We start from the raw sequence: 14,956 nt of genomic DNA, 5'->3' as shown, positions 1-14,956 counted from the left end.
GTCAGCCCTCGACGGTGACGCCCATGGACCGGGCGGTGCCCGCGATGATCTTCGCGGCGGCGTCCAGGTCGTTGGCGTTGAGGTCGGGCATCTTGGTCGTGGCGATCTCGCGCACCTGGGCGTCGGTGATCTTCGCGACCTTCTTGGTGTGGGGCTCGCCGGAGCCCTTGTCCACACCGGCGGCCTTGAGGATCAGCTTCGCGGCCGGCGGGGTCTTGGTCACGAAGGTGAAGGAACGGTCTTCGTAGACCGTGATCTCCACCGGCACGACCATGCCGCGCTGCGACTCGGTCGCGGCGTTGTAGGCCTTGCAGAACTCCATGATGTTCACGCCGTGCTGACCCAGCGCGGGGCCGACCGGCGGAGCCGGGTTCGCGGCACCGGCCTGGATCTGGAGCTTGATGAGCCCCGTGACCTTCTTCTTCTTGGGAGGCATGCTCTCTCCGGGTCCTAGTGAGAGGTTTCGCCATGCCATCCGGTCATCCGGATGGAGGCATACCGCACCACGATAACGGGTAGGGTCGTGCGGCCAAAAACCGAGCAGGTCAGACCGGCTGCGACAGCCGGCCTGACCTGTTCGGAAGCGTGTGTCCGGAAGAGTGTCAGTTCTTCTGGATCTGGTCGAAGCTCAGCTCGACCGGGGTCTCGCGACCGAAGATCTCGACGAGGCCCTTGACCTTCTTCGAGTCGGCGTTGATCTCGTTGATCGTCGCCTGGAGCGTCGCGAACGGGCCGTCGGTGACGGTGACGGAGTCGCCCACCTCGAAGTCCAGCACCTGGACCTCGACCTTGCGCTGCGGCGCGGGCTTGCCCTCGGCCGCGGCGGCCTCCTTGGCGGCCTTCTCCTCGGCCTCCGGGGCGAGCATCTTGACGATCTCGTCCAGCGTCAGCGGGTACGGGTCGTAGGCGTTGCCGACGAAGCCGGTGACACCGGGGGTGTTGCGGACGACGCCCCAGGACTCGTTCGTCAGATCCATGCGCACGAGCACGTAGCCCGGGAGCTTGTTCTGGCGGACGTTCTTGCGCTCGCCGTTCTTGATCTGGACGATCTCTTCCTCGGGGACCTCGGCCTGGTAGATGAAGTCCTCGACGTTGAGCGAGACGGCGCGCTGCTCCAGGTTGGCCTTCACGCGCTTCTCGTAGCCCGCGTAGGTGTGGATGACGTACCACTCACCGGGCAGACCGCGCAGCTCGTCGCGGAGGGCGGCGATCGGGTCGACCGGCTCCTCGTCGGCCTCGGCCTCCTCGGCGTCGGACTCCTCGGCCTCGTCCTCGACGTGCACGGCGGCGGCCTCGGCGGGCTCGCCGGCCTCGGTGTCCTCGGCGTCGATCTCGTCGGCGCCGTCGGCGTTCTCGACGATGTCGACGGCGCCCTCGCCATCGGAGACGGCGGCAGCGTCGCCCTCGACCTCGGCCGGGACGGCCGCGTCCACGTCGGCCTCAGCGGCCGTGACGGGCTCGGCGGCGTCGTTCAGGTTCGGGTCAGACACGTGGCTGCTTCTTCCTGGCTTCAAGGGGTTGAACATGCGAAAGGGCACCCCGCTGAGGTGCCCTCCGCGGGATCAGCCGAAGACGTACCCGACGACTCGGTTGATTCCCAAGTCAATCACGGTTACGAGACCGATGATGATGACGACGAAGACGATCACCACGGTGGTGTACGTCGACAGCTGGCTGCGGGTGGGCCAGACGACCTTGCGGAGCTCCGCGACGACCTGGCGGTAGAAGAGCGCCATACGCGCGAGCGGGCCCTTCTTGCCGCGCTTACCGCCGCGACGGGGCTTCTTCTTGGATTCCGCGGTGTCGTCCTCGGAACGACCACGCTCAGGCATGTCGATGGAGCCCAGGGCGTCCGTCACTCGTCCTCACCTGAATCCGGGTCGTGGCCGTACAGCGTCCGGCCCGGCCGCACGGCGGTGCATTTCAGTACGTACGCGTGCACGCACTGCGGTGAAGAAGTGCGTGTAGCAGGGCCGGAGGGACTTGAACCCCCAACCGCTGGTTTTGGAGACCAGTGCTCTACCAATTGAGCTACGACCCTTTGTGCGTCCCCCAACCTACCTCATGTGTCCGGCGCACCAAGTGCGTGGAACGCGCTGCCCGGTTGGGAGCCAACGGTCAGCGAGTGTACGTGTTCCGAGGCCGGGCGTCGAACAGAAACGTCCCGAGCGGCGCCGACGGAGTCCCGCGCCGGGCCGCCGGAGGTCTGCGACGATGCCGTCATGAGCGCGCTCTCCCCCTCAGAACCGACCGGCGCCGCGGGCGGAATCCGCCGCGTGTCCGCCCGTGTCGGGGCCATCTCCGAGTCCGCCACGCTCGCCGTCGACGCCAAGGCCAAGGCCCTGCGGGCCGCCGGCCGCCCGGTGATCGGGTTCGGCGCCGGGGAGCCCGATTTCCCCACGCCCGACTACATCGTGGAGGCGGCCGTCGCCGCCTGCCGCACGCCGAAGTACCACCGCTACAGCCCGGCCGGCGGGCTGCCCGAGCTGAAGTCGGCGATCATCGCGAAGACCCGCCGCGACTCCGGATACGAGGTGGAACCGTCCGAGGTCCTGGTCACCAACGGCGGCAAGCAGGCGATCTATGAGGCGTTCGCCGCGCTGCTGGACCCGGGCGACGAGGTGATCGTCCCGGCGCCGTACTGGACGACGTACCCGGAGTCGATCCGGCTGGCCGGGGGCGTGCCCGTACCGGTGGTCGCCGATGAGACGACCGGGTACCGGGTGGGCGTCGAGCAGTTGGAAGCCGCGGTGACCGGGCGGACCAAGGTGCTGGTGTTCGTCTCGCCGTCGAACCCGACCGGTGCGGTCTACCCGCGCGAGCAGGTCGAGGCGATCGGCCGGTGGGCGGCGCGGCGCGGGCTGTGGGTGCTGACGGACGAGATCTACGAGCATCTGGTCTACGGCGACGCGGAGTTCTGCTCGCTGCCGGTGGCCGTGCCGGAGCTGCGGGACCGGTGCGTCGTGGTCAACGGCGTGGCGAAGACGTACGCCATGACCGGCTGGCGGGTGGGGTGGATGCTCGGGCCGAAGGACGTCGTCAAGGCGGCGACCAACCTCCAGTCGCACGCCACGTCCAACGTCGCGAACGTCTCGCAGGCGGCGGCGGTGGCCGCGCTGAGCGGCGATCTGACGGCCGTCGACGCGATGCGGACCGCCTTCGACCGGCGGCGCCGCACCATCGTGCGGATGCTGAACGAGATCGACGGCGTGGTCTGCCCGGAGCCGGAGGGGGCCTTCTACGCGTATCCGTCGGTGAAGGGGCTGCTGGGCAAAGAGATCCGCGGGCGGCGGCCGGGCAGCAGCACGGAGCTGGCGGAGCTGATCCTGGAGGAGGCAGAGGTCGCCGTCGTCCCTGGTGAGGCGTTCGGTACGCCCGGCTATCTGCGGCTTTCGTACGCGCTCGGCGACGACGAGCTGGCCGAGGGCGTGGCCCGGATCCAGCGGCTGCTGGCCGAGGCCCGGTAGCCGCGCGCGGACCGCCCGTACGGGCCATCGGGGCTTCCCGGTGGCCCGTACGCGTTTTCCCCGGTCAGCTCGTTCGGGGACCGGGCTACCGGCGTGGCGGGTGTGTGCGGCAAGATCGGTGAATGGAGAGCGTTCGTGACGTGCGTCAGCTGCCGAAGGCCCATCTGCACCTGCACTTCACGGGGTCGATGCGGAGCACGACCCTGCTGGAGCTGGCCGACAAGTACGGCGTCCATCTGCCCGAGGCGCTGCGCGGCGGGGAGCCGCCCAGGCTGCGGGCGACGGACGAACGCGGCTGGTTCCGCTTCCAGCGGCTGTACGACATCGCCCGGTCGTGTCTGCGGGCCCCCGAGGACATCCAGCGGCTGGTCCGGGAGGCGGCGCAGGAGGACGTCGCCGACGGCTCGGGCTGGCTGGAGATCCAGGTCGACCCGACGTCGTACGCGCCCCGGCTGGGCGGGCTGATCCCGGCGCTGGAGATCATCCTGGACGCGGTGCGCGCCGCCTCGCAGGAGACCGGTCTGGGAATGCGGGTGGTGATCGCGGCCAACCGCATGAAGCATCCGCTGGACGCCCGCACGCTGGCCCGGCTCGCGGTGCGCTACGCCGATCGGGGCGTCATCGGGTTCGGGCTGTCCAACGACGAACGCCGGGGCTTCGCGCGGGACTTCGACCGGGCCTTCGCCATCGCGCGCGAGGGCGGGCTGCTGGCGGCGCCGCACGGCGGGGAGCTGGCGGGCCCGGCGAGCGTGCGGGACTGCCTGGACGATCTGCACGCCGGGCGGGTCGGCCACGGGGTGCGCGCCGCGGAGGACCCGGCGCTGCTGCGGCGGCTGGCGGAGCGCGGGGTGACGTGCGAGGTGTGCCCGGCGTCCAATGTGGCGCTCGGGGTGTACGAGAAGCAGGAGGACGTGCCGCTGCGGACGCTCTTCGCGGCCGGGGTGCCGGTGGCGCTGGGCGCCGACGACCCGCTGCTGTTCGGCTCGCGGCTGGCGGCGCAGTACGACATCGCGCGGCGCGCGCACGGCTTCTCGGACGCGGAGCTGGCGGAGCTGGCCCGGCAGTCGGTCCGCGGCTCGCGGGCGCCGCAGCCGGAGCGGGAGCGGCTGCTGGCGGGGATCGACGCCTGGCTGGCGGGCCCGGGCGACGGCTCGGCCCCGGGGCGCGGCTGAGTCGGGGCGGGCGCCCGAGGTCCGGCGGCCCCGGGTGCCCGGGGCCGCCGGCGGCCGGCTCAGAGGCTGACGCCGACCGTCACCGGCTCGTTGACGAGGGTGACGCCGAAGGCCGCGTGGACGCCGTCGCGGACCTCGCGGGCGAGGGCGAGCAGGTCCTCGGTGGTGGCCTCGCCGCGGTTGGTGAGGGCGAGGGTGTGCTTGGTGGAGATGCGGGCGGGGCCGGTGCCGTAGCCCTTGGGGAAGCCGGCCTTGTCGATCAGCCAGGCCGCGGAGGTCTTCACCAGGCCGTCGCCGGCGGGGAAGGCGGGCGGGGCGGTGTCCGGGCCGAGGCGGTCGTGGACGCGGGCGACGAACGCGGCGTGCTCGGCCTCGGTCAGGACGGGGTTGGTGAAGAAGGAACCGGCGGACCAGGTGTCGTGGTCGTCCGCGTCCAGGACCATGCCCTTGCCGGCGCGCAGGGCGAGGACGGTGGCCCGGGCGGTGGCCGCGGGCACGCGCTGACCGGCCTCGACGCCGAGGACCCGGGCCGTCTCGGGGTACTTCAGCGGCGCGGAGAGCCCGCCCGCGTCCTCCAGGGCGAAGCGGACGCGCAGGACGACGTAGCGGTCCGGCTCCGCCTTGAAGCGGCTGTGGCGGTAGGAGAAGGCGCACTCGGCGCCGGTGAGGGTGACCGTCTCCTCGGCGCGCCGGTCGTAGGCGACGACCTCGGTGATCGTCGCCGAGACCTCCTGGCCGTACGCGCCGACGTTCTGGATCGGGGTGGCGCCGGCCGAGCCGGGGATGCCGGCGAGGCATTCGATCCCGGCGAGTCCGGCCTCGACGGTGCGGGCGACGGCGTCGGACCAGTTCTCACCGGCGGCCAGCTCCAGGCGGGTGCCGTCGAGGGCGAAGCCGCGGGTGGCGATGCGCAGGGCGGTGCCGTCGAAGCCCTTGTCGCCGATGACGAGGTTGGAGCCGCCGCCGATGATCAGCAGCGGGGTCCCGGTGGCGTCGGCCTCCCGGACGGCGGCGATCACCTCGTCGTCCGTGACGGCCGTGATCAGTCGGTTCGCCGGGCCGCCGAGCCGGAAGGTGGTCAGCGGGGCGAGCGGGGCTTGGTGTTCCTCGTGGCGTTCCTGCACGCGCCCAAGGGTACGGGGGCGGCCCGGCGGCGGCCGCCCCCGGAGGTGTCCGCTCAGGCCAGGCGGACCACGGCGCGGGACATGCCCAGCACCTTCTGGCCGCCGCTGGTGGCGGTGAGGTCGACGCGGACGGTGCGGGCCTCGTCGTCGAGCTTGGCCGCGACCTTGCCGCTGACCTCGATGACCGCGCCGGTGTCGTCGTTGGGGACGACGACGGGCTTGGTGAAGCGGACGCCGTACTCGGCGACGGCCGCCGGGTCACCTGCCCAGTCGGTGACGACGCGGGCGGCCTCGGCCATGGTGAACATGCCGTGCGCGATGACGTCCGGCAGCCCGACCTCCTTGGCGAACTTCTCGTTCCAGTGGATCGGGTTGAAGTCGCCGGAGGCGCCCGCGTAGCGGACGAGGGTGGCGCGGGTCACCGGGAAGGACTGCGCCGGCAGTTCGGTGCCGACCTCGACGTCGTCGTAGGAGATCTTCGCGGTCATGTCAGGCCTCCTCGACGGCGCGGGCGACGAGCTTGGTGGTGGCGGTCACGACGAGCGCGCCGGTCTCGTCGCGGACGTCGCCGCGGATGTCGATGATGTCGTTCCCGGCCATCGACTTGATCGCCTCGATGGTGGAGGTGACGGTGAGGCGGTCGCCGGCGCGCACGGGGCGGGTGTAGGCGAATTTCTGGTCGCCGTGCACCACGCGGCTGTAGTCCAGACCGAGTTGCGGATCCTCGACCACTTGCCCCGCGGCCTGGAAAGTGATCGCGAACACAAAGGTCGGCGGGGCGATCACCTCGGGGTGGCCGAGCGCCTTGGCCGCTTCGGTGTCGGTGTACACGGGATTCGGATCACCGATCGCCTCGGCGAATTCCCGGATCTTTTCCCGGCCGACCTCATACGGGTCGGTGGGCGGGTACGTACGACCGATGAATGACGGATCGAGCGCCATTGGCTCGCAACCTCCCTGACTACTGGGGTGATAACGCCGTAAGGCCGCCCCCATTATCTGGGGACGGCCTCACGTACGAGCCTGAGTTATCGCGTCTCGCGGTGCGCGGTGTGCGAGTTGCAACGGGGGCAGTGCTTCTTCATCTCAAGACGGTCCGGGTCGTTACGCCGGTTCTTCTTGGTGATGTAGTTCCGCTCCTTGCACTCCACGCAGGCCAGCGTGATCTTCGGGCGGACGTCGGTGGCAGCCACGTGAGTGCTCCTTGACGGACGGACGGACGGACGGATGAACGCATAAAAGAGTAGCCGATCGAAGGACCGACCCCACAATCGGCTACTGTCAGTAGCGGTGACCGGACTTGAACCGGTGACACAGCGATTATGAGCCGCTTGCTCTACCGACTGAGCTACACCGCTGCGATGCGAAGGGAACCTCGCCCGAAGGCGAGGAAACCTCACACCAGAGCCCCAATACGGAATCGAACCGTAGACCTTCTCCTTACCATGGAGACGCTCTGCCGACTGAGCTATTGGGGCGAGCGATGAAGACATTACACGGCCCGCCGCCAAACGTGAAATCCGTATCCGGGTGATGCCCGCCGTGGCGGTTCCGCACCACGCCGGTACGACTATTCCGCGCCTGCGCGGGCCGCCCCGGGCCGCGGCCTAGGCTCGGGGCAGGCTGCGTGATCTTGCACGCCCGTGGCTTCGAGGAGCGCGATGTCCGACAGCAGTTCACCGCAGCCGTCCCCGCGGCCGGGCAAGCCGGACGGCGGCTCCGATGCGGGCTCCCTGGCGCTGTGCGGCGCGCGGCTGGCCGACGGCCGCGCGGTGGACGTACGGCTCGGCGGTGGCCGGATCGAGGCGGTCGGGACGGCCGGGGCGCTGGCCCCGCAGGGCGCCCGGGTCGACCTCTCCGGCTATCTGCTGCTCCCGGCGCCCGCCGAACCGCACGCGCACTGCGACACGGCGCTCACCGCGGACGCCGCGGGCCCGGCGTCCGACTCCCCCGACGACGTCCAGCGGCGCACCACGGAGGCGGCGTTGCTCCAGCTCGGGCACGGTGCGACCGCCTCGCGCACCCATGTGCGGGTCGGCGGGGTGCGGGGGCTGCGGGCGCTGGAGGCGGTGCTCAAGGCGCGGCGGTCGCTGCGGGGGCTGGCGGATCTGTCGGCGGTGGCGGTGCCGCGGGTGCTGACCGGGGTGGCGGGCGCGGACGGGCTGGCGATGCTGCGGGACGCGGTGGCGATGGGCGCGTCGGTGGTCGGCGGCTGTCCGGATCTGGACCCGGACCCGGCCGGCCACGTCGAGGCGGTGCTGGCGGTGGCGGCGGAGCACGGCGCTCCGGTGGACCTGCACACGGACGGGGACGATCCGGCGCGGCTGGCCCGGCTGGCGGCGATGGCCGGCGGGCTGCGGCCCGGGGTGGCGATCGGGCCGTGCGCCGGGATGGCCCGGATGCCGCGGAGCGTGGCGGGCCGGGTCGCCGAGCAGCTCGCGGCGGCGGAGGTCACCGTCGTCTGCCTGCCGCAGGGCGACTGCGCGGCGCTGGAGCGGTACGGGTCCCGGGTGGCCCGGCCCGCGCCGGTACGGCTGCTGCGGGCCGCGGGCGTACGGGTGGCGGCGGGCAGCGGCGCGCTGCGGGACGCGGCGAACCCGGTGGGCCGCGGCGATCCCCTGGAGGCGGCGTATCTGCTGGCGTCCCTGGGCGAGGCCACACCGGAGGCCGCGTACGAGGCGGTGAGCGGCGCTGCGCGGGCGGTGCAGGGGCTGCCGGAGGTCCGCGTCGAGGCGGGCTTCCCGGCGGAGCTGCTGGCGGTGCGGGGCGAGCGGATCGCGGGGGTGCTGTCGCTGGCGTACAGCCGGGTGGTGATCCACCGGGGCCGGGTGGTGGCGCGGACCAGCGCGGTGCGCGAGTACTGCGACGCGGCGGTCGCGGTTGCGCTGGAACTGCCGCGGCAGTCGCAGCGGTGAGGGGCTTGGGGGGAAAGCCTTCCTGACGGTTGGGGGAGCCCGTCCTGGCGGTTGGGGGGAGGCCTTCCTGACGGGTGCTCAGCCGAGGCACATGCTCAGGAAGCCTCGCTGATGGCTGCCGGGTCGGGGCGGGCGTTCAGGAAGGCTTCCTGAGGGATGCCTGGCCGGGGCGGGCGTTCAGGAAGGCTCCCTGAAGGTTGCCGGCGGGCTGTACGGCAGCGGTGTCGGCCGTGCGGGCCCGGGATGGGCATGGGGGCGTCGCGGCGGGCGGGTTTCGGGGCGGGGTCGTCTACGGTCGGCGGCATGCGCATTGTCATCGCAGGTGGACATGGTCAGATCGCGCTGCGGCTGGAGCGGTTGCTCGCCGGGCGCGGGGACGAGGTTGCCGGGATCATCCGGCGGCCGGAGCAGGCGGGCGACCTGCTGGCGGCGGGTGCCGAGCCGGTGGTGTGCGATCTGGAGTCGGCGACGGTGGGGGATCTGGCGCGGCATCTGGAGGACGCGGACGCCGCGGTGTTCGCCGCCGGCGCGGGGCCCGGCAGCGGCGCGGCCCGTAAGGACACCGTGGACCGCGGTGCGGCGGCGCTGTTCGCCGATGCGGCGGAGGCGGCGGGCGTCCAGCGGTTCGTGGTGGTGTCGTCGATGGGCGCGGACCGGGAGCCTCCGGAGGGCACCGATCCGGTGTTCGCCGCGTATCTGCGGGCCAAGGGCGCCGCCGACGCGGACGTACGGGCGCGGGCCGGGCTCGACTGGACGATCCTGCGCCCCGGACGGCTGACGGACGACGCGGGGACGGGTCTGGTGACGCTGGCGGAGTCGACGGGCCGGGCGGAGGTGACCCGTGACGATGTCGCGGCGACGCTGCTGGCCCTGCTGGACACGCCGGGCACCGCACACCGCACGCTGGAACTGATCAACGGCGGGACGCCGGTCGTGGAGGCGGTTCGGGCGGTGGCCGGGGACTGATCCGGTCGCCTCCGGCGGGCCCGGCCGACGCCCGGGGCCCCGCCGGGCGCGCCGGACCGCCTCGGGGGCGTTCCACCGGGGCCGGCCCTCGGTCCGGGCGTCTCCGGGGGACCGTCCTGGCCGGTCAGGACGCCTGTCTGTCGCACCGATGGCCTGGGCCGAGCGCCGCCGGGGCCTCGCCGGGACCTGTCCGTCGTACCGGCAGCCTGGCCCGAGCGCCCCTGTGGCCCAGCCGGGCCCTGGCCGTCGTACCGGCAGCCCGGGCCGGAATCCAATCGGCCCCGGCCCCGGCCGAGGCCCCTCCCCCGCCGGGTCAGGCCCCCGGGTGGATCTGTATCTTCCGGCCCGTTCCGGACCGGAAGGTGGCCAGGGCGGTGGCGAAGTCGGCGAGGCCGAAGCGGTGGGTGAGCATCGTGTCGGCGTCGATGACGCCCTTGGCCATGAGGTCGACGGCGCGGCCGAAGCTGTGCAGGACGGCCATCGAGCCGACGATGGTGATCTCGTCGTTGTAGACCTGGAAGGGCGAGAACGACGCCTTGGCCGCCGATGGTGCGACCCCGAACTGCTGGAACGTGCCGCCGCGGCGCACCCGGGTGAGGCCGTCCTCGATGGCGGGGACCGCGCCGGTGCAGTCGATGACCGTCTCCCAGCCACCGGGGCGCTCCAGCGCGGCGGCGTCGGTGGCGGTGGCGTCGGCGCCGAGGCGGGCGGCGACGGCGAGCCGGCCCTCGTTGACGTCGACCACCGAGAGGGAGGCGGCTCCGGCGGCGCGGGCGAGTTGGAGCATCATCAGGCCCATCGTCCCGGCGCCGTAGATGAGGTAGTGATCGCCGAGGCGGCGCGGCAGGACGTCGAAGCCGCGGACCGCGCAGGACAGCGGCTCGATGAGGGTGCCCTGGACGGTGTCGACGTTCTCGGGGAGCCGGTAGCAGTTGGCGGCGGGCACCGTGACGTACTCGGCCATCGCGCCGTCGACGGTGTCGCCGATGGCGCCCCAGCGCTCGCAGAGGTTGCCGCGGCCGATCGCGCAGAAGCGGCAGGCGCCGCAGAACAGCGAGGGGTCGACGGCGACCCGGGTGCCCGGGGGCAGTCCCGTCACCCCCTCCCCCAGGGCGACGACCTCGCCGGTGAACTCGTGGCCGGGGATGATCGGGTACGGCGTGGGTGCGAACTCGCCCTCGACGATGTGCACATCGGTCCCGCAGATGCCGACGGCCGCGGGCGCCACGACGACCTCGCCGGGCCCGGGCGTCGGGTCGTCGACGGTGGCGAGGGTGTGGGTACCGGGCGTTTCGACGACGACGGCGCGCATGGGTCGGCCTCTCTGGTGACGGGTGCGGTGGTGCAGCGGTGGCGGGTGCGGCGCGGCCCTTTCAGCTCGGCGCGGGCCTTTCAGCTCGGCGCGGGCCTTTCAGCTCGGTGCGGGCCTTTCAGCTCGGTGCGGGCCTCTCAGGTCGGTGGGGCGGCGGGGGTGACGGTGCGGACCTCGACGCCGAGGTCGCGGACGGCGCGCAGCTCGTCGGCGGGCGCGCGGTCGTCGGTGACCAGCAGGTCGTACCCGCCGACGTCGCCGTAGCCGTAGGTGGCGGTGCGGCCGAACTTGCGGTGGCCGACGGCGAGTACGGCCCGGTCGGCGGCGTGGAGGTAGGCGCGCTTGTTGTCGGCGTACTCCCGGACCGGGTGGTAGAGCCGTCCGGCGCTGATCGAGGTGGCGGTGACGAAGGCGACGGCGGCGCGCAGACCGCGCAGCTCGCGCCGGCAGCGGGGGCCCGCGCAGGACTCGAAGTCCTCGTGGAACCGGCCGCCCAGCAGGGTGACTTCGGTGGACGAGCCGGTCAAGAGGTGGGCGATGCGCAGGGAGTTGGTGATGACGTGCAGGCCCTCGACGGCGGCCAGGCGACGGGCGAGCGGGAAGAGCGTGGAGCCGCAGTCGACGAGGACCGTGCTGCCCGGGGCGACCTCCTCGACCAGCGCGTCGGCGAGCGCCGTCTTGGTGTCGAGATCGGCGTGCTCACGGAAGCGGACGGCGCTCTCCATGGTGACGACGGGGAAGGCGGTGGCCACCCCGCGGCCCTTGTGGAGGAGTTGGCGTTCGGTGAGGTTGTCGAGATCGCGGTGCATCGTCATCACGCTGACGCCGAGGCGCTCGGCGAGATCGGCTATCCGTATCTCGCCCTCATCGGCGACCTGGCGCAGCACCGTCCGGCGGCGCTCTTCCACCTCTGCCTCTGACCCACGGCTCGGTCGCATGGCCGGCCGCCCCCCTTCGCTGGCTCGACGCGTTCCCCCGGAACGTCGCTCACGGCTGCCTTCGACGATAAGGCGCTGCCCGCGAAAGTCACACACTTTATGTGAAGTTCAGGGAAGTCTCGGGGTTCTCCCCGAAGGGTTGCGGCCTGCTGGTGAGGGGCTCGTCCGGGGCGGGCGGCGGGGCTCGGCCATCGGTGGTGTGATGGAAGGGAAAGACGGCACGAGAGGGGCGGAGGGGAGCCGCTCCGGGAGCGCCGCCGGGGATTGTCGCGGTGCTCCGCCACCCGGAAGGAGACTGTCATGCCCGGCACACGCGACGCGGCCGGTCCGCTGCGCGCCCAGGACATCATGACCGGCGGGGCGCACTGCGTCGGCGCCCACGAGACGCTGCGCGACGCGGCACGGATGATGCGCGACATGAACGTCGGCTGCCTGCCCATCTGCGGCGACAACAACCGCCTCACCGGCATGATCACCGACCGCGACATCGTCATACAGTGCTGCGCCGACGGCATCGACCCGGCGACGGTACAAGCCGGGTCGATGGCGGGTCCGGTCCACTGGATCGACGCGGCGGCGAGCGCCAGGGAAGTCCTCGACAGCATGGAGAAGCACCAGGTCAAGCGCCTCCCGGTGATCGACGTCCGGGCAGGTCACCAGCTGGTCGGCATGATCACCGAGGCGGACCTCGCCAAGAAGCTCAGCAAGACCCAGGTGGGCGAGTTCGCGGAGCAGGTGTACGCGACCGCGTGAGGCGCGGGCGCCGGCCGCGGTGCCCGCGCGGCCGCCCTGATCTGCGCGGCGCGGGCGGGATGCGACCCGGGTCCGGGACGACGCCGGGACGGCTCGGGGCCTTGCGCGCCTGCGCCCGGGTCCCGCAGCCCCCAGGAATGCCCGCCCGGGCACCGCTCCGGACCCCCACCACCCCGCCCCGGAATCGCATGGCGGCGCCCTCCGGCCCGCCGTACCATCCGGCCATGAGCACACCGGACTTCACCCGCCGATGCGCCGAAATCGCCCGGCAGACCACGCAGTTGAGGCAGCTCGTCGAGACCGCCGACGCGCTCACCCCCGTCCCCACCTGCCCCGGCTGGCACCTGGGGCAGCTGGTACGGCACGTCGGGGGCGCGCACCGCTGGGCCGAGGAGATCGTCCGGACCACCCGAGAGGTCCCGGACGACCTGGTGAACGCGGTCGCGCCGCGCCGGGCCGAGGACATGGCCGCCCTGGGCGCCTGGCTGGACGAGGGCGCCGAACGCCTGGTGGAGCAGCTGCACACGGCCGGTCCCCATGCCCGGGTGTGGACGGTGCTGCCCGATGAGACTTCCCCGGAGTTCTGGGCCCGGCGGATGGCGGGCGAGACGCTCGTCCACCGCGCGGACGCGGCGCTCGCCGTCGGCGCGGAGTTCACCGCCACCGACGAGGCGGCCCGCGACGCGATCGACGAGTGGCTGTCCTTCTGCGACCACCCGGAGGCCTACGCTCCGCTCCCGGACGCCCCCGCCGTCCTCGGCCCGGGCCGCCTCCTCGCGTTCGACACGACCGCGGACGCACCGGGCACGCCGGGCGACGGCCCCGCCACCGGCAGCGGGCCCCCGGCCGACGCGCCCACGGCCGGCAGCGCGGCCGCACCGGCCGTCCCCGCCCGCTGGCTGATCGACCTGACCGGCGACACACCCGTCCTCCACCGCACCGCGGCACCGGCCGCCGTCACCGTCCGCGCCGCCCCGGCCGCCCTCCTGCTCTTCCTCTACGGGCGCCCGGTCCCCGACGGCGCCCTGGAGATCACCGGCGACCGGGACCTGCTCGCCCTGTGGCGGGAGCGGGCGGCGTTCTGGCTGACCTGACGGGCCCGCCGGGTGCGGCTCAAGCCGGCCGCGGCAGGTAGGCCATTCCGTGGGCGCCGGCCTCTCCGTGGCGCGGCAGGTCGAGCCGGGCCAGCCGCTCCAGCGACGCCAGATCGACGAGGTCGACGGTGGAGGAGCCGGTGGCCGCCACGTAGCCGATCCGGCCGTCGGGCGAGGAGGTGATGGTCAGCGGCAGCCGCCCCACCTCCAGCCCGCCCAGCCGGCGGTGGTCACCGGCGGCGAAGACGGTGAGGCGGCCCGGTGCCTGCCCTCCCCCGGCCCCGGGCTCCCGGCGGGTCTCCCCGACGAGCAGCGTCCCGTCCGCCGTGGTGTGCACCGGCAGGACGACGTCCTCGGTCGGCAGGGTGCCGGTCACCCGCAGCGTACGGGTGTCGATCACCCGGATCCCGGGCTCCGGCCGCGCCGCCCCGGGCGCAGGGGGCGCGCCGAACGAGCCGTAGGGCGCGGCGACGTAGAGAAGCGCCCCATCGGGCGAGAGCGCCAGCCCCTCGCTCCCCGGCACCTCGATCCGGGCGGTGAGCGCACCGGCGGAGAGGTCGACGACGGAGACGAACGGCGCCTCCTTGTTGGTCGCGTAACCGGTCGTGCCGTCCGGGGAGAGGACGAACCAGTGCGGGCCGGGCGCGCCGGTGTCGATGCGCCCGAGGGGGCGCCGGGTCGCGGTGTCGATCACCACGACGCCGCCCGGCCGGTCCGCGGCGCCCTCGACGCTGACGTAGAGCCGCCCGCGCGCCGCGTCCAGCGCCAGGCCGTGCGGCCCGTGCTCCGGCGCGAGGTCGACGGTCTCGACGACGCGGCGGGTGTCGGCGTCGAGGACGATCACCTCGGTCCGCCGGCCGGTGTGGGCGTGGTAGGCGCCGGAGAGGTACGGGGTGGTGCACCACAGCAGGCGCTGTACGGGGTCGAAGCACAGTTCGTGCGGTTCGGCGGCGAGTTCGGTCGTCCCGAGGTGCCGGTCGGTGGCGGCGTCGTGGAACGAGACGGTGGGGCCGGTCTGGCTGACGACGGCCAGGACGTCGCCTTCACGACCGGCACGGGCGGGCTGCGGCACGGCGCGCTCCTTGGTGGCGGGGTGTCCCCGCGGACGCGGCGACGTCCTCACTCTCGGCGCGGGCCGCCTTGCCCGGCAATGCAAAGATGGGCACACAATCCTTGCCGGAAGCGGCAAAAATGCAGGTCAGTAAGGTTCTGGGG

At 73.0% G+C, this 14,956-nt stretch carries 16 protein-coding genes and 3 tRNA genes; 6 read left to right on the top strand and 13 right to left on the bottom strand.

The genetic code is table 11. The features are described 5' to 3' along the window. Window position 1: 1 nt before the first annotated feature. From rplK to ABT345_RS06510, 4 genes are all read right to left on the bottom strand, one after another. On the bottom strand, window positions 2-436 hold the full coding sequence (gene rplK / locus ABT345_RS06525; RefSeq protein ID WP_030283474.1) for a 50S ribosomal protein L11: 435 nt from the start codon (window positions 434-436) through the stop codon (window positions 2-4). Between the two features lie 166 nt (window positions 437-602). Further along, window positions 603-1,490: a transcription termination/antitermination protein NusG gene (gene nusG, locus ABT345_RS06520; protein ID WP_345088345.1), complete on the bottom strand. Its 888-nt coding sequence runs from the start codon at window positions 1,488-1,490 to the stop codon at window positions 603-605. Window positions 1,491-1,562: 72 nt separating this feature from the next. After that, on the bottom strand, window positions 1,563-1,859 hold the full coding sequence (secE, locus tag ABT345_RS06515) for a preprotein translocase subunit SecE (protein WP_345088347.1): 297 nt from the start codon (window positions 1,857-1,859) through the stop codon (window positions 1,563-1,565). A 109-nt stretch (window positions 1,860-1,968) separates the two neighbouring features. Further along, a tRNA-Trp gene (locus ABT345_RS06510) sits at window positions 1,969-2,041 on the bottom strand. 181 nt (window positions 2,042-2,222) lie between these two features. On the opposite strand from ABT345_RS06510, the gene ABT345_RS06505 reads away from it, so the two are divergent. After that, window positions 2,223-3,467 carry a pyridoxal phosphate-dependent aminotransferase gene (locus ABT345_RS06505; protein ID WP_345088350.1) on the top strand — a complete coding sequence of 415 codons (1,245 nt, stop codon included), beginning with the start codon at window positions 2,223-2,225 and terminating at the stop codon, window positions 3,465-3,467. Window positions 3,468-3,589: 122 nt separating this feature from the next. After that, entirely contained in the window at window positions 3,590-4,639 is a 1,050-nt protein-coding gene (locus ABT345_RS06500; RefSeq protein ID WP_345088352.1) for an adenosine deaminase, read from the top strand. A 59-nt stretch (window positions 4,640-4,698) separates the two neighbouring features. On the opposite strand, the gene ABT345_RS06495 is transcribed toward ABT345_RS06500, so the two are convergent. From ABT345_RS06495 to ABT345_RS06470, 6 genes are all read right to left on the bottom strand, one after another. Beyond that, window positions 4,699-5,763 (bottom strand): UDP-N-acetylmuramate dehydrogenase, encoded by a 1,065-nt coding sequence (locus ABT345_RS06495; RefSeq protein WP_345088354.1) that lies wholly within the window; start codon window positions 5,761-5,763, stop codon window positions 4,699-4,701. 53 nt (window positions 5,764-5,816) lie between these two features. Continuing rightward, window positions 5,817-6,251, bottom strand: coding sequence for a MaoC family dehydratase (locus ABT345_RS06490; RefSeq protein ID WP_345088356.1), 435 nt, complete (start codon window positions 6,249-6,251; stop codon window positions 5,817-5,819). A gap of 1 nt (window position 6,252) precedes the next feature. Then, window positions 6,253-6,705 (bottom strand): FAS1-like dehydratase domain-containing protein, encoded by a 453-nt coding sequence (locus ABT345_RS06485; protein ID WP_345088359.1) that lies wholly within the window; start codon window positions 6,703-6,705, stop codon window positions 6,253-6,255. 86 nt (window positions 6,706-6,791) lie between these two features. Beyond that, entirely contained in the window at window positions 6,792-6,956 is a 165-nt protein-coding gene (gene rpmG / locus ABT345_RS06480; protein ID WP_006604855.1) for a 50S ribosomal protein L33, read from the bottom strand. Between the two features lie 92 nt (window positions 6,957-7,048). Then, window positions 7,049-7,121 (bottom strand) — tRNA-Met (locus ABT345_RS06475). A 47-nt stretch (window positions 7,122-7,168) separates the two neighbouring features. Beyond that, window positions 7,169-7,241, bottom strand: a tRNA-Thr gene (locus ABT345_RS06470). 183 nt (window positions 7,242-7,424) lie between these two features. On the opposite strand from ABT345_RS06470, the gene ABT345_RS06465 reads away from it, so the two are divergent. Next, entirely contained in the window at window positions 7,425-8,678 is a 1,254-nt protein-coding gene (locus ABT345_RS06465) for an amidohydrolase family protein (RefSeq protein WP_345088362.1), read from the top strand. 303 nt (window positions 8,679-8,981) lie between these two features. Beyond that, a complete protein-coding gene (locus tag ABT345_RS06460; protein ID WP_345088364.1) occupies window positions 8,982-9,644 on the top strand; it encodes an NAD(P)H-binding protein in 663 nt (220 codons plus the stop codon). A 313-nt stretch (window positions 9,645-9,957) separates the two neighbouring features. Here ABT345_RS06460 and ABT345_RS06455 read toward each other — a convergent pair whose 3' ends face one another. Next, entirely contained in the window at window positions 9,958-10,956 is a 999-nt protein-coding gene (locus ABT345_RS06455) for a zinc-dependent alcohol dehydrogenase family protein (protein WP_345088366.1), read from the bottom strand. A 137-nt stretch (window positions 10,957-11,093) separates the two neighbouring features. After that, window positions 11,094-11,864 carry a DeoR/GlpR family DNA-binding transcription regulator gene (locus ABT345_RS06450; protein ID WP_345088368.1) on the bottom strand — a complete coding sequence of 257 codons (771 nt, stop codon included), beginning with the start codon at window positions 11,862-11,864 and terminating at the stop codon, window positions 11,094-11,096. Between the two features lie 330 nt (window positions 11,865-12,194). On the opposite strand from ABT345_RS06450, the gene ABT345_RS06445 reads away from it, so the two are divergent. Both ABT345_RS06445 and ABT345_RS06440 read left to right on the top strand, forming a co-directional pair. Beyond that, complete coding sequence (locus ABT345_RS06445) at window positions 12,195-12,647, top strand: CBS domain-containing protein (RefSeq protein ID WP_345088370.1); 453 nt, start codon at window positions 12,195-12,197, stop codon at window positions 12,645-12,647. A gap of 224 nt (window positions 12,648-12,871) precedes the next feature. Continuing rightward, complete coding sequence (locus ABT345_RS06440) at window positions 12,872-13,741, top strand: maleylpyruvate isomerase family mycothiol-dependent enzyme (protein ID WP_345088372.1); 870 nt, start codon at window positions 12,872-12,874, stop codon at window positions 13,739-13,741. Window positions 13,742-13,760: 19 nt separating this feature from the next. Here the strand turns inward: ABT345_RS06440 and ABT345_RS06435 are convergent, their stop codons facing one another. Continuing rightward, on the bottom strand, window positions 13,761-14,813 hold the full coding sequence (locus tag ABT345_RS06435; RefSeq protein ID WP_345088374.1) for a YncE family protein: 1,053 nt from the start codon (window positions 14,811-14,813) through the stop codon (window positions 13,761-13,763). Window positions 14,814-14,956 lie beyond the last annotated feature (143 nt).

This window comes from Streptomyces sp. NPDC000404, from assembly GCF_040300365.1.
In the GTDB taxonomy this organism is placed as follows: Bacteria; Actinomycetota; Actinomycetes; order Streptomycetales; family Streptomycetaceae; genus Streptomyces; species Streptomyces ramulosus.
This window is presented reverse-complemented; position numbering and strand designations above follow the sequence as displayed.